The sequence below is a fragment of the Mycolicibacterium rutilum genome, assembly GCF_900108565.1.
GTDB lineage: Bacteria > Actinomycetota > Actinomycetes > Mycobacteriales > Mycobacteriaceae > Mycobacterium > Mycobacterium rutilum.
In genome coordinates, this window is sequence record NZ_LT629971.1 from 4,126,613 (window position 1) to 4,140,460 (window position 13,848).

Annotated in this window: 12 protein-coding genes; 11 read left to right on the forward strand and 1 reads right to left on the reverse strand. The window is 69.7% G+C overall.

The window, feature by feature from the left end:
- The first annotated feature begins 16 nt into the window (after nucleotides 1-16).
- The 9 genes from BLW81_RS20090 to BLW81_RS20130 all read left to right on the forward strand — a co-directional run bounded on the left by BLW81_RS20090 (nucleotide 17) and on the right by BLW81_RS20130 (nucleotide 9,603).
- Nucleotides 17-694 carry a GntR family transcriptional regulator gene (locus tag BLW81_RS20090; RefSeq protein ID WP_083408692.1) on the forward strand — a complete coding sequence of 226 codons (678 nt, stop codon included), beginning with the start codon at nucleotides 17-19 and terminating at the stop codon, nucleotides 692-694.
- A 37-nt stretch (nucleotides 695-731) separates the two neighbouring features.
- A complete protein-coding gene (locus BLW81_RS20095) occupies nucleotides 732-2,138 on the forward strand; it encodes an allophanate hydrolase (protein ID WP_083408693.1) in 1,407 nt (468 codons plus the stop codon).
- A complete protein-coding gene (locus BLW81_RS20100; protein WP_083408694.1) occupies nucleotides 2,135-2,827 on the forward strand; it encodes a cysteine hydrolase family protein in 693 nt (230 codons plus the stop codon). The genes BLW81_RS20095 and BLW81_RS20100 overlap by 4 nt, the downstream gene beginning before the upstream one ends.
- Nucleotides 2,828-2,839: 12 nt before the next feature.
- A complete protein-coding gene (locus BLW81_RS20105) occupies nucleotides 2,840-4,432 on the forward strand; it encodes a SulP family inorganic anion transporter (protein WP_083408695.1) in 1,593 nt (530 codons plus the stop codon).
- A 96-nt stretch (nucleotides 4,433-4,528) separates the two neighbouring features.
- Nucleotides 4,529-5,107, forward strand: a complete 579-nt coding sequence (locus tag BLW81_RS20110) for a TetR/AcrR family transcriptional regulator (protein ID WP_083408696.1) — start codon at nucleotides 4,529-4,531, stop codon at nucleotides 5,105-5,107.
- A gap of 51 nt (nucleotides 5,108-5,158) precedes the next feature.
- A complete protein-coding gene (locus BLW81_RS20115; RefSeq protein WP_083408697.1) occupies nucleotides 5,159-6,205 on the forward strand; it encodes a hypothetical protein in 1,047 nt (348 codons plus the stop codon).
- Complete coding sequence (locus BLW81_RS20120; RefSeq protein WP_083408698.1) at nucleotides 6,144-7,826, forward strand: tetratricopeptide repeat protein; 1,683 nt, start codon at nucleotides 6,144-6,146, stop codon at nucleotides 7,824-7,826. Before BLW81_RS20115 ends, BLW81_RS20120 begins: the two co-directional genes overlap by 62 nt.
- A gap of 17 nt (nucleotides 7,827-7,843) precedes the next feature.
- Nucleotides 7,844-8,323, forward strand: coding sequence for a nucleoside deaminase (locus BLW81_RS20125; RefSeq protein WP_083408699.1), 480 nt, complete (start codon nucleotides 7,844-7,846; stop codon nucleotides 8,321-8,323).
- Nucleotides 8,320-9,603 carry an alpha-amylase family protein gene (locus BLW81_RS20130; protein WP_083408700.1) on the forward strand — a complete coding sequence of 428 codons (1,284 nt, stop codon included), beginning with the start codon at nucleotides 8,320-8,322 and terminating at the stop codon, nucleotides 9,601-9,603. Before BLW81_RS20125 ends, BLW81_RS20130 begins: the two co-directional genes overlap by 4 nt.
- Here BLW81_RS20130 and BLW81_RS20135 read toward each other — a convergent pair.
- Entirely contained in the window at nucleotides 9,587-10,051 is a 465-nt protein-coding gene (locus BLW81_RS20135; RefSeq protein WP_083408701.1) for a DUF1810 domain-containing protein, read from the reverse strand. The two genes, BLW81_RS20130 and BLW81_RS20135, sit on opposite strands and share 17 nt — an antisense overlap.
- Before the next feature lie 38 nt (nucleotides 10,052-10,089).
- Here BLW81_RS20135 and BLW81_RS20140 point away from each other — a divergent pair, with 38 nt between their 5' ends.
- Both BLW81_RS20140 and BLW81_RS20145 read left to right on the forward strand, forming a co-directional pair.
- Nucleotides 10,090-12,258, forward strand: coding sequence for an adenylate/guanylate cyclase domain-containing protein (locus tag BLW81_RS20140; protein ID WP_083408702.1), 2,169 nt, complete (start codon nucleotides 10,090-10,092; stop codon nucleotides 12,256-12,258).
- Complete coding sequence (locus BLW81_RS20145; protein WP_083408703.1) at nucleotides 12,255-13,655, forward strand: mechanosensitive ion channel domain-containing protein; 1,401 nt, start codon at nucleotides 12,255-12,257, stop codon at nucleotides 13,653-13,655. Before BLW81_RS20140 ends, BLW81_RS20145 begins: the two co-directional genes overlap by 4 nt.
- Nucleotides 13,656-13,848: the final 193 nt, after the last annotated feature.

Here is a 13,848-nt window from a genome sequence, read left to right on the forward strand (position 1 = left end):
TCCTACGATGGCCGCCATGGCGGCACCGACATCCGGCGCGCGGCACGAGCTGCCCGGCACCCTCGTCGAGGTCGTCGGCAACCGGCTGCGCGACGCCATCCTCAGCGGGGTGCTCGCGCCCGGCGAGAAGATCCGGGAGGAGCAGGTCTGCGCCGATTACGGGATCAGCCGGGCGCCTCTGCGCGAGGCGCTGCGACTGCTGGCTCAGCAGGGACTCGTCGAACATCTCCCCCGCCGCGGCTCCCGTGTCGCCGAGTGGTCCGCGTCAGACATTCTGCAGCTTTACGGGTTACGCGCGGTCCTGGAGCGCCACGCCATCGAAACCGCGCTACCGCTGGCCGATCCGAAACGCGCGCTGGCGCCGGTGCGCCGCGCGTTCGACCGGATGCGCGCGGCCACCGACCAACTCGCCCGCGACGACGCGCACCGGATGTTCCACGCCGCGGTGGTGGGGCTGGCGGGTAACCGTCAACTCGACATCGCGCTCGAGCCCATCCTGCTCAAGCTGCAGGTGCCGATGGCAATGAACATGCGCGAGGAGGCCCGCCGCAGCACCACGCGCGACGGCATCGCCCGGCACCGCGCGATCCTGCGCGCGCTCGAGGCAAACGACGCCGACACCGTGCTCGCGGCGCTCGACAGCCACGGCCATCTCGACTTCAACGGAGCGCTAACACAACCGACACACGACTGACGCGCGATCGCCATGATTCTGTCGACAATCGACAGACATGGTGGTGGATGCGAGAGGACCGTCGATAGGACCGTCGGTCGCCGAGATCCTGGCGTCGCACGCGAGCGGTACCGGGTCGCCGACCAAGACCGCGGCCCGCGTCGCCGACGCCGTCGCGGCCAGGGGCGAGGACGGCACCTGGCTGTCCACTGTGCCCCGCGAGCAGCTGATCGCGGCCGCCGCCGAAATCGAAAACCGGCCCGGTGCACGCACTCTGCCGCTCTACGGGGTGCCGTTCGGGGTCAAGGACAGCATCGACGTCGCGGCCGTACAGACCACGCTGTCGTGTCCGGACTACGCCTACACCGCGACCGCGACGGCGCCGGTGGTGCAGCGACTCCTCGACGCGGGCGCGCTGTATGTCGGCAAGACCAACCTCGACCAGTTCGCGACCGGGCTCAACGGGACCCGCACGCCGTATCCGGTGCCGCGCAGCGTCTACGGCGGCGACATGATCTCCGGCGGCTCGAGTTCGGGATCGGCGCTGGCGGTCGCGCTCGGCCAGGTGCCGTTCGCGGTCGCCACCGACACCGCCGGGTCGGGACGGGTGCCCGCCGCGCTCAACGGCGTGATCGGGTTCAAACCCTCACGCGGGCTGATCAGCACCGTGGGCCTGGTCCCGGCGTGCAAGTCGTTGGACTGCATCAGCATCATGGCCGGCTCGATCGACGACGTCGACCGGGTCTTCGACGTGGCTGCCGGTCGTGACGACGCCGACCCGTGGTCGCGGGACCGCGGGCCGCGGCGCGCGGCGACGCCGCCGAGGGTGGGCTTGCCGCCGGCACACGAACTCGAGTTCTTCGGCGACGAGCAGATGCGCGACGCGCATCTGGCGTTCCGCGACCACCTGGCCCGCACGCACGACGTCGTCGAGGTCTCGCTGGCGCCGTTCCTGGCGGCCGGTGAGCTGCTGTACCAGGGACCGTGGGTGGCCGAACGACTGGTCGAGTTCGCCGATTTCCTTGCCGAACAACCGGATTCGATCCACCCCGTGGTCCGCGAGATCCTGCAGGGCGGACACCGCTACACGGCCGTCGACGCGTTCGCCGCGCTGCACCGCATGCGCGAACTCAAGGTGCAGGTGGACCGGTTGTGGCGCTCGCTGGACGTCCTCGTGGTGCCGACGATCGGCACCACGTTCACCGTCGACGAGGTGATCGCCGCGCCGATCGACTGCAACACGACGCTGGGCCACTACACGCATTTCGGCAACCTGCTCGACCTGCTCGGGGTGGCGATCCCGCTCGGGATCACCGCCGACGGGCGCCCGCACAGCGCGACGCTGCTGGGTGCCGCGCTGACCGACGACACCGTGCTCGAGTTCGCCGCGCAGCTGCTCGACGAACCGCGCGCGGTCCCGCCCACCCCTTCTGCCGTCCCCACCGTCGTCGAGGAGCACGCATGACCCGCACTGTCGAGGTCGCCGCCGAACCGTCGCCCTATGAACTCGCGGCCGGCCGCACCGCGCTGATCGTCATCGACATGCAACGAGACTTCCTGCTGCCGGGCGGATTCGGCGAAAGCCTCGGCAACGACGTGGACAGGCTGCGGGTGGTGGTGCCACCGCTGGCCGCGCTGCTGGCCGCGGCCAGGACCGCGGGACTGATGGTGATCCACACCCGCGAGGGCCACCTGCCCGACCTGTCGGACTGTCCGCCGGCCAAGCTCAACCGCGGCGCTCCGAGCAAGCGGATCGGTGACCCCGGCCGCTACGGCCGCATCCTGATCCGCGGCGAGTACGGCCACGACATCATCGACGAGCTCGCGCCCGCCGACGGCGAAGTCGTCATCGACAAGCCCGGCAAGGGCGCGTTCTACGCGACCGCACTGCACGACACGCTCACCGCGGCCGGCATCACCCACCTGCTGATCACCGGTGTCACCACCGAGGTCTGCGTGCACACCACCACGCGTGAGGCCAATGACCGCGGCTACGAGTGCCTGGTCGTATCCGATTGCGTCGGTTCGTATTTCCCGGAATTCCAGCGGGTCGGGCTCGAGATGGTCAAGGCCCAGGGCGGGATCTTCGGCTGGGTCGCCGACACCGCCGCCGTCATTCCCGCGCTGAACGCGCTGACCACCACCGCCGCCTAGAGAGGACCCGCGATGACCGCCGACGTCACCGATCCGCCCGCCGCCCCGTCCGCCACCAGGCCGTCGCCCATCCCGTGGTGGACCCGCGGCGACCTCAACGCGTTCTTCGGGCTGGGCTTCAACATCCTGGTCAACGTCTTGACCCTGACCGCCCTGATGATCGGCGTCATCGCGGTGCCAGCAGCCGATGTGCTGGGCACGGTGCTGCCCGCGCTCGGCGTGGCCCTGATCTTGGGCAACCTGTACTACACGTTCCTGGCCCGCCGACTGGCCCGCCGCGAGAGCCGCACCGACGTCACGGCACTGCCGTACGGGCCGAGCGTGCCGCACATGTTCATCGTGGTCTTCGTCGTCATGCTGCCGGTCTACCTCAACACCGACGACCCGATCCGCGCCTGGCAAGCCGGCCTCGCCTGGGCCTTCCTGATCGGCGTCATCGTGATGATCGGCGCGTTCGTGGGGCCCTACATCCGCAAGCTCACCCCGCGGGCCGCGATGCTCGGCACGCTGGCGGGCATCTCGATCACGTTCATCTCGATGCGGCCGGCCGCACAGATGTGGGAGGTCGCGTGGATCGGGCTGCCGGTGCTGGCGATCATCCTGATCGGGTTCTTCACCGACGTGAAGCTGCCGGGCAACATTCCGGTCGGCCTCGTCGCGCTGCTGGTCGGCACCGCGATCGGCTGGGCGGGTGGCTACATGTCGGCACCCGATGTGGGACAAGCGGTTTCCGACATCGCGATCGGCATCCCCGATCTGCGGATCGACCTGCTGTTCAACGGGCTGGCCGATCTGGCCCCGCTGCTGGGCACCGCGATCCCGTTGGGCGTCTACAACTTCACCGAGGCGATGAGCAACGTGGAAAGCGCCGCGGCCGCCGGCGACAGCTTCAACCTGCGTAGCGTGCTGCTCGCCGACGGTGCGGGCGCGGTGATCGGTTCGGCGTTCGGTTCGCCGTTCCCACCTGCGGTCTACATCGGCCACCCCGGCTGGAAGGACGCCGGTGGCCGCGCGAGCTACTCGCTGGCCAGCGGGGTGGTCGTCGGAATCCTGTGTTTCCTCGGCCTTTTCGGGGTGCTCGACGCGCTGCTGCCCGTGCCGGCCATCGTGCCGATCCTGCTCTACATCGGGCTGCTGATCGGGGCGCAGGCATTCCAGGCCGTGCCCCGGTTGCACGCGGTCGCGGTCGTTGCGGCGATCCTGCCCAACCTCGCGCAGTGGGCGCACGGGCTGATCGACAACGCGCTCAACGCCGCGGGCACGTCGGCGACCGAGGTTGGCGTCGAGGCGCTCAACGGTGCCGGCGTGGTCTACGACGGCCTCAAGACATTCGGCGAGGGCGCGGTGCTCGTCGGCCTGATCCTCGGCACCATGGTGACGTTCGTCCTGGAGAAGAAATTCCACTACGCCTCGATCGCGGCGGGCGTGGGTGCGGTGCTGTCGTTCATCGGCTTGATCCACGCCCCCGAAGTCGCCTGGGCCGCAAGCCCGGCGGTGGCGCTGGGCTACCTGATGTTCGGGTTGGTGTGCCTGGCGTACGCGCTGCTTCCCGGCGCCAAGGACCCGGTCGAGGTCGACGAGTCCGACGTGGTCGCCGGCCACTGAACGCCGGGTGCCGGGCGTCACAGCCCGCGTCGACCCTGCATTAGATCACCTAACGTTTCGTGGTCAGTTGTCCACGAAATCGCTTAGGCTGCCGGTATGGCCGCCCGCACCCACAGCGCCGATCCCCGCGCCGAACGCGTCCGCACCCGGCTGCGGGAAGCGGCGTTCGCGCTGGCGCACGAACAGCCGGTCGACCGGCTGACCGTCGGCGACATCGTGGCCCGTGCCGGCGTCAGCAGGCAGGTCTTCTACCGGCACTTCGCCGATCGCGACGATGCCGTCGCGACCGCTTTCACCACGGCCTTCGCCACCACGATTGCGGAGGCGACCGGCGGCATCTCCGGCGAGGCGCCGGACAGGATCGTGCGGCTGTTCGACTTCGCCGCCGAGCACCGCTCCATGTACCGCAACGTCGTGCCGAGCACGGTGGCCCAGCGCGTGGTCGCCGCCTTCCGCGCCGAACTGCTGCCGGCCTGCGAGCAGTTGGCGGCGGCGATGTCGACGGTCGCGGACGTCGCCTCCGAAGCCGTCACCCGATTCCTGGTCGGCGGGTTCATGGAAGTCCTGCGGTCCTGGATGGAAGACCCGGACTCCGCCGACCTCGGCGGCCGGGTGCGGGCCGCGCTCGCCACCGTCAACTATTTCCGCGAGCAGACGCAAACTGCCCCGAAATAACGGGTTTCCGGGGCAGTTTGCGACTGTTCGCCATAGAGAGGTTCACACACAGTGGGTAGACACCACGCCGCCGCCCGGCGATCACCGGCCGTGCGCAACACCGTGCTCGCGCTCGGCGGGCTGATCCTCGTCGTCCTGGCGATGATCGCCAGCTATTCCGGTGCCTTCGCCAACCCGACGTTGCACGATCTGCGGGTGGCCGTCGCCGGTCCCGAACAGCTCGTCGACAGCCTGCGCGGCCAGGATGCGTTGCGGGTCAACGCCGTCGGAGATGCCGGCGCGGCGCGTGACCAGGTGCTGCAACGCGATGCCGACACCGCGTTCGCGGTCGACCCGGCCGGCGTCCTGACCGTCTACGTGGCAGGCGGTGGCGGGCGCAGTGTGGCCGTGGCCGCCGAGAACGTCGGCGAGGCCGTCGCGGCGCAGGCCGGGCTGCGCGCGGTCGTCGAGGACGTCGCGCCCGCGTCGGCCGGCGACCCGTCGGGCACCGTCGAGTTCTATGCGGTCATCTTCCTCTCGATCGGCGCCTCGGTCGGGGCAACCATCCTCGGCCGCTTCATGGGCACCGTGCGACGGCCGGCCACTCTGCTGTTGCGCACGCTCACCCTCGCCGGGTATTCGGCGGTGCTGGCCGGCGGCGTCACGCTCTACGTCGACGGGGTGCTCGGCGCACTGGTCGGACACACCTGGCAGGTGTTCGGCGCGCTGTGGCTCTACTCGATGGCGGTGGGCGGGGCGATCACCGGCGTCGCCGCCGCGCTGGGCACCACGGCCTCGCTGATCCTGACCGGGTTTTTGGTCATCATCGGCAACGCCGCGGCGGCCGGCCCGGTCGGCCGGCCCCTGCTGTCGGGGTTCTACGCCACGTTCAGCGGGATCGTGCCCCAGGGTGCGGGCGTCTCGTTGCTGCGCAGCATCGCCTACTTCGGCGGCAACGGCGCGCAGACCCCGGCGGTCACGCTCGTGTTGTGGGGCGCGGCGGGCTGCGTGCTGGCAATCCTCGCCACCGCTGCGCGGGTGAATTATCGTGCTCTGCATGACCATTTCGGCCGCGGACGAGACCTACTACGACCTCGGGTCCTATCACCGGCCGATTGAGACGCCGTCGCAGCAGGCGCAGTCGTGGTTCGACCGCGGCATGGTGTGGTCCTACGCGTTCAACCACGAAGAAGCGATCCGCTGTTTCGAGCGGGCGCTCGAACTCGACGCCGACCTCGCGATCGCGCGGTGGGGGGTGGCCTACGCGATCGGGCCGAACTACAACAAAGGGTGGGACGCTTTCGACCCCGTCGACGCGGCGGCCTCACTGGCCCGGGCCCGAATGGAGTTGGGGCTGGCCGAACACGGCCGGGCGTCTGCGGTCGAACGCGGGCTGATCGACGCGCTGCAGGCCCGCTTCCCCACCGACGACCCCGGCGACGCCGAGGCGTTGAGCGCCGGCGGGGCCGCCTACGCCGACGCGATGGCCGCGCTGGCCCAGGCTTACCCCGACGACGTCGACGTCCAGGCGCTGGCCGCCGACGCGCTGGTCAACGTCACCGCATGGGCGTTGTGGGACACCAGGACCGGAGAACCGGCGCCCGGTTCGCAGGTGCTGGCGGCCAAGCGGATCCTCGACGACGCGCTGGCCACCGACGTCGGGCGCAGCCATCCGGGCATCCTGCACCTCTACATCCACACCATGGAGATGTCGGCCGCCCCGCAGGACGCGCTGCCCGCGGCGGATCTGCTGCGCGACCTGGTCCCCGACGCCGGCCACCTGCAGCACATGCCCAGCCACATCGACGTGCTGTGCGGCAACTACCGCGACTCGGTGGTGTCCAACCAGTCCGCGATCGTGGTCGACCATCGCTTCGTCGACCGCGAAGGGCCACTGAACTTCTACTCCCTGTACCGGGCGCACAACCTGCACTTCGTCGTGTATTCGGCGATGTTCGAAGGCAATTCGCGTGCCGCGTTCGCCGCTGCCGACGAGCTGGCCGCTCAGCTCAGCCCGGAGTTGCTGGCGATCGAGTCGCCGCCGATGGCCGACTGGCTGGAGGCGTTCGTGCCGCTGCGCACCCACGTGCTGATCCGGTTCGGCCGCTGGGACGACCTGATCGCCCAGCCGCTGCCCGACGACCGCGACCTGTACTGCAGCACGGTCGCGACCATCCACTACGGGCGCGGCGTCGCGCACGCGGCCGGCGGACACCTGGATCAGGCCCGCGCCGAGCGGGAAGCGTTCGAAGTCGCCCGCGCCCGGATCCCCGACAGCCGCTACCTGTTCAACAACACCGTGGCCGACATCCTGGCGATCGCCGCCGAAATGCTCGACGGTGAAATCGCCTACCGCGCAGGCGAATACGACGACGCGTTCGCGCACCTGCGGCGCGCCATCGAGCTCGACGACGCACTCCCCTACGACGAACCGTGGGGCTGGATGCAACCCACCCGGCACGCCTACGGCGCGCTGCTGCTCGAGCAGGGCCGCGTCGAAGAGGCCGCCGCGGTGTACGCGGCCGACCTCGGCCTGGACCCGACCCTGCCGCGGCCGTGCCAGCACCCGAACAACGTGTGGAGCCTGCACGGCTATCACGAGTGCCTGCAGCGGTTGGGCCGCAGCGCAGAGGCGGCGATCGTCGCGCAGCAACTCACCCTCGCCGCGGCGCGCGCCGACGTTCCCATCACCGCATCGTGCGCGTGCCGGCTGGAGGTGCACGACGCCTGCTGTGACTGATCCGTAGACTGCCGACTGTGGCGCTCAGTGACGACGACCTCGGTCGCCTGCAACGCTGCGTGGAGCTGGCGCGCGAGGCGCTCGACGACGGGGATGAACCGTTCGGCTCGGTGCTGGTCGGCGCCGACGGCCGGACCCTGTTCGAGGACCGCAACCGCGTCAAGGACGGGGACCACACCCGCCACCCCGAGTTCGCGATCGCCCAGTGGGCGGTGGCGCACCTGACCCCCGACGAGCGCGCCCGCGCCACCGTCTACACCTCCGGCGAGCACTGCCCGATGTGCGCGGCCGGCCACGCCTGGGTGGGCCTGGGCCGGATCGTCTACGCCGCGTCGTCGGCGCAGCTGAGCCAGTGGCTGGCCGAGTGGGGTGCGCCGCCGCCGCCGGTCGCGCCGCTACCCATCAGCGCGGTGGCCCCGGCCGCGGTGGTCGACGGGCCCGCCGCGGAGTTCACCGACGCGATGAAGGCTCTCTACGCCGCGAAGTTCCGCCCGTGACCCGCGCCGAACCCGCGTGGGTCGAACACGTCATCTGGTGGCACGTGTATCCGTTGGGGTTCGTCGGCGCCCATCCCGCCGACCCCGCGCCCGGCCCCGAGGAACACCGGTTCCGGCGCATCGTCGACTGGCTCGACCACGCCGTCGAACTCGGCGCGTCGGGTATCGCGCTGGGCCCGATCTTCGCGTCGCGCACCCACGGCTACGACACCACCGACCACTACGCCGTCGACCCCCGCCTCGGTGACGACGACGACTTCGACGCCGTCGTCGGTGAGGCCCGCCGGCGCGGTCTGCGGATCCTGCTCGACGGTGTGTTCAACCACGTGGGCACCGACTTCGTCGAACCGTCGTTCGTGCGCAGGCGCGGCGACGGTGTCGACACCTTCGAGGGACACGGCGACCTGCTCGCCCTCGATCACGACAACCCCGCGGTGGTCGACTACGTCGTCGACGTGATGACGCACTGGCTACGCCGCGGCGCCGACGGCTGGCGACTCGACGCCGCGTACGCCGTCGCCGACACCTTCTGGGCCCGGGTGCTGCCCCGGGTCCGCGAACAGTTCCCCGACGCGTACTTCCTCGCCGAGATCATCCACGGCGACTACGCGGCGCGCGTGCGGGAGTCGGGCTTCGACTCGGCGACGCAGTACGAGCTGTGGAAAGCGGTGTGGAGCGCGCTCAACGACGGCAACTTCCACGAGTTGGACTGGGCGTTGGTGCGGCACAACGAGTTTCTGGATTCCTTCGTGCCGCTGACGTTCGTCGGCAACCACGACGTCACCCGCATCGCCAGCCGGCTCGACAACATCGCCCACCTCGAGCACGCGCTGGTGTTGCTGATGACGACCGGCGGCACGCCGAGCGTGTACGCCGGCGACGAGTTCGCCTTTCGCGGGGTCAAAGAGGAGCGGTTCGGCGGCGACGACGCGGTGCGGCCCGAGTTCGGTGCGCCGCCCGTGCCGGTCGACGCGCACGGCGCCGACGTGTTCCGGCTGCACCAGTTCCTCATCGGCCTGCGCCGCAGACACGCGTGGCTGCACACGGCGCGCACCGCGCCGCTGCTGCTGACCAACCGCCACTACGTCTACCGGACGAGTGCCGGGTCCGACGCGTTGATCGTCGCGCTCAACATCGACGACACGCCGCTGCGGCTCACCCTGGCCGATCTCGGTGTCGACCGCGGCGAGGTGCTCGGCGGGTCCGGCGCGCCGCCGACGGAGACCGTGCGGACCGCCGAGGTGGCGCCGCACGGCTGGCTGATCATCGCTGCGCGCTGAGCTTCTCGACGGTCAGCGGGTCGGGTTCACCGGAGTAGTACTTGTCCAGTACCGCCGAGAACACGGCAGCAAGATCGGGGTCGTCGGCCGCGCGGCTGAACAGCGTCATCGACGAACGCACCTTGAGGTCGTCCGGCCGACCGAACAGCTCCACGGCCGACACCTGGGCGCTGCCCGCGACCAGCTGCGCGCACTCCCGCAACCGCGGCCCGAGCACGTCGTGGTCGAGATAGGCCCGTGCCTCGTCCAGCGACCCGATGCCGAACCGCTCGGCCGTCGCGCTGCGGCCCAGCCCGCGGAGCTGCGGGAACACGTACCAGATCCAGTGGCTGCGTTTGCGTCCCGCGCGCAGCTCGGCGAGCACCGTGTCATAGACGGGTGCCTGCGCGGCGACGAAGCGCTGCAGGTCGTACGGGTCCTCAGAAGCTAACGATTTGTCCCTAGGCATCTCATCCGCCAGTTTTGCAAGCTAACCTTTGCAATTCAATGACGACACCGACCGAGCCGGCCACGTCGCCCCCGCCCGCTCCGAGACCCCGTGGCCTGGCGCGTCGCGCGCTGTCGCGCATCAGCATCCAGTCCAAGCTGCTAGTGATGCTGCTGCTGACCAGCATCCTGTCGGCGGCGGTGGTCGGCGCCATCGGCTATCAGTCGGGCCGCTCGTCGCTGCGCGAAGCGGTGTTCGACGGGCTGACCGAGATCCGGTCGTCGCAGGCGCGCCAGTTGGAGGCGACGTTCACCGATCTGCAGAACTCGTTGATCATCTACACCCGCGGCGCCACCAGCGTCGACGCGCTGCGCGCGTTCAGCGCCGGTTTCGACCAACTCGACGCGGCCCCGATCGACCCCGCGCAGTGGCAGTCGGTGGTGGACTACTACCGCGACCGTTTCGAGCGCGACGAGAAGCGTCAGACCGGCCACACACTCGATGTCCGGGCGCTGCTGCCGACCACGAACGCGCAGAAGTACCTGCAGGCCTACTACACCGCACCGTTCGACGACTGGGACAAAGCGATCCAGTTCGACGACGCCCGCGACGGCAGCGCCTGGTCGGCGGCCAACGCCCGCTACAACGACTTCTTCCGCGAGATCGTGCAGCGCTTCCAATTCGAGGACGCGCTGCTCTTGGACACCGACGGCAACGTCGTCTACACCGCCTACAAGGGCGTCGACCTCGGCACCAACATCCTCACCGGACCGTACCGCGAGGGCGACCTGCGCGACGCCTACCAGAAAGCCTTGGCCGCCAACGCCGTCGACTACGTCGGGGTCACCGACTTCAGCGACTACCAGCCCGCCGACGAGCCCACCGCGTGGATGGTCGCGCCGGTCGGTGCGCAGGGACGCGCGGAAGGTGTTCTCGCCCTGCAGTTCCCGATCTCCAAGATCAACAAGCTGATGACCGTCGACCGGCACTGGGAGGCGGCGGGGATGGGGAGCACCGGCGAGACGTTCCTGGTCGGCCCCGACGACCTGATGCGCTCGGATTCCCGGCTGTTCCTCGAGGACCCCGACCGGTTCAAGCGCGAGGTGGTCGACGCCGGAACTCCGCCCGATGTGGCCGACACGGCGATCCGCCAACACGGCACCACACTCGTGCAACCGGTGGCCTCGGAGGCGACGCGGTCGGCGCAGCGCGGGCAGACCGGGACGATCGTCGAGCGCGACTACCTCGGCCAGGAGACACTGCAGGCCTACGCCCCGGTCAACCTGCCGGGTCTGCATTGGTCGGTGATCGCCAAGATCGACACCGCCGAGGCGTTCGCGCCGGTCTCGGCGTTCACCCGCACGCTGGTGTTGTCCACGGCGGTCATCATTTTCGTGGTCTGCATCGCCGCCATGCTGCTGGCCCGGTTGTTCGTCCGGCCGATCCGCCGGCTCGAGGCCGGCGCCCAGCGGATCAGCGGCGGTGACTACCGGATCAGCCTGCCGGTGCAGTCGCGTGACGAGTTCGGCGATCTGACGGTGGCGTTCAACGAGATGAGCCGCAACCTGGCGATCAAGGAGGATCTGCTCGCCGAGCAGCGCCGCGAGAACGACCGGCTGCTGCTGTCGCTGATGCCCGAACCCGTCGTGCAGCGCTACCGCGAGGGCGAGGAGACCATCGCCCAGGACCACCAGGACGTCACGGTGATCTTCGCCGACATCGTCGGCCTCGACGAACTGACCGGCCGGTTGAGCTCCGACGAACTGCTGGCGATCCTGAACAAGCTGACGCGCCAATTCGACGCCGCCGCAGACAATCTGGGCGTCGAGCACGTCCGCACGCTGCACAACGGATACCTGGCCAGTTGCGGCCTGAGCGTCCCGCGGCTCGACAACGTGCAGCGCACGGTGGACTTCGCGATCGAGATGGAACGGATCGTCGAGCGCTTCAACGCCGAGAGCGGTGACAACCTGCGCCTGCGTGCCGGCATCGACACCGGCACCGTCACCAGCGGTCTCGTCGGCCGGTCCAGCCTGGCTTACGACATGTGGGGCGCGGCGGTGAACCTCGCCTATCAGGTGCAGAGCGGCTCACCGCAACCCGGGGTGTACGTCACCACCCGGGTGTTCGACGTCGTGCGCGACAGCCACAACTTTGAGGCGGCGGGCTCGATCGCCGTCGACGGCGAGCAGGAACCGATCTGGCGGCTCACGGAAGGCGAACCGTGACAACCGTGTTCGACGCGCCGTGGTTCTACTGGGCGGTCGGCGTGGCGGTCGGGCTGCCGATCTGCCTGGTGCTGCTCACCGAACTGCACAACGCACTGCTGCGCCGGAACAACGTCCTGGCGCGGCCGGTGCACCTGCTGCGCAACTACATCCTGCCGCTGGGCGCGCTGCTGATCCTGCTCGTTCAGGGCATGCAGATCTCCGGCGAGACGACGCCGGTGCGCATCGTGGCGACCGTGTTCGGGTTCGTGGTACTGGTGCTGCTGTTGTCCGGCCTGAACGCCACGCTGTTCCAGGGCGCACCGGAAGGCACCTGGCGCAAGCGGATTCCGTCGATCTTCCTCGACGTGGCCCGCTTCGTACTGATCGCCGTCGGCGTCGGGCTGATCTTCGCCTACATCTGGGGCGCCAACGTCGGCGGACTGTTTGCCGCGCTCGGCGTGTCGTCGATCGTGCTGGGCCTGGCGCTGCAGAATTCCGTCGGGCAGATCATCTCCGGGCTGCTGGTGCTCTTCGAGCAGCCGTTCCAACTGGGTGACTGGATCGAGACGCCGTCCGGACGCGGCCGGGTCGTCGAAGTGAACTGGCGGGCAACACACATCGACACCGGCGGTGGCATGCTGATCATGCCGAACTCGGTGCTGGCGGCCGCGTCGTTCACCAACTTCAGTCGTCCCCCCGGTACCCATTCGCTGTCGGTGGACACGGTGTTCGCCGTCGACGACCCGCCCGACGACGTGATCGCGATGCTCGAAAAGGTCGCGGCGATGCTGCCGCAGCTGCGCCCGGACGCGACGCCGTCGAGTGTGCACCTGGGCGGATTGCGCTACAGCACGTCGATTCCGCTGACGACCCCCGCCGACGACTACGCCGCGAAGACGCAGTTCCTGCGCTGGGTCTGGTACGCCTCGCGGCGCGCCGGGCTGCACCTCGACGAGGCCGAGGACGAGTTCGAAACCCCTGAGCGCCTGCAGAAGTCGGTGCGCATCATCGCGCCGACCCTGCGACTGAACAAGGCCGAGCAGGAGGCCTTCCTCCCCCACGTCCGGCTGGCGCGTTACGGCACCCATGAGTATTTGCAGTACGCCGGCGAGGTGCCCAAGCGGATGCTGTTCGTCGTCACCGGCACGGTGCGGTTGGTCGTCACCACGTCCGACGGCGCGACCATCGCCGTCCGGACGCTCGAGGCGGGCGACTTTCTCGGCCAGACCACGCTGACCCGCGAACCGGTGACCGCCTCGGCCTACGCGCTCGAGGAGGTCACGGTGCTGCTGGTGGAGCGGGCGCACATCGAGGAGCTCACCGCGCGCAAACCGGTACTGCTCCAGGACTTCGGCCACGCGATCGAGGAGCGCCGGTCCAGTGTGCAGAGGGCAGTGGCCGCTGCGGGCGAGTGAGTTTGCTGGACGGCGGCAGGCACCGCGTGTCGACCATATCGCCGTCGCGCGGGCCGATGTGGTGGCCACCGCCGGTGTGATGGGTCGCTCCCTGCGCTACATCGAGGTCGGAGGCGCAACGCGCCGTCTGCCGCGCGGCGTGTGGCGCGCCGTGGCCGAGTCACACGAGTAACACCGTCCCCACAGGTCACAG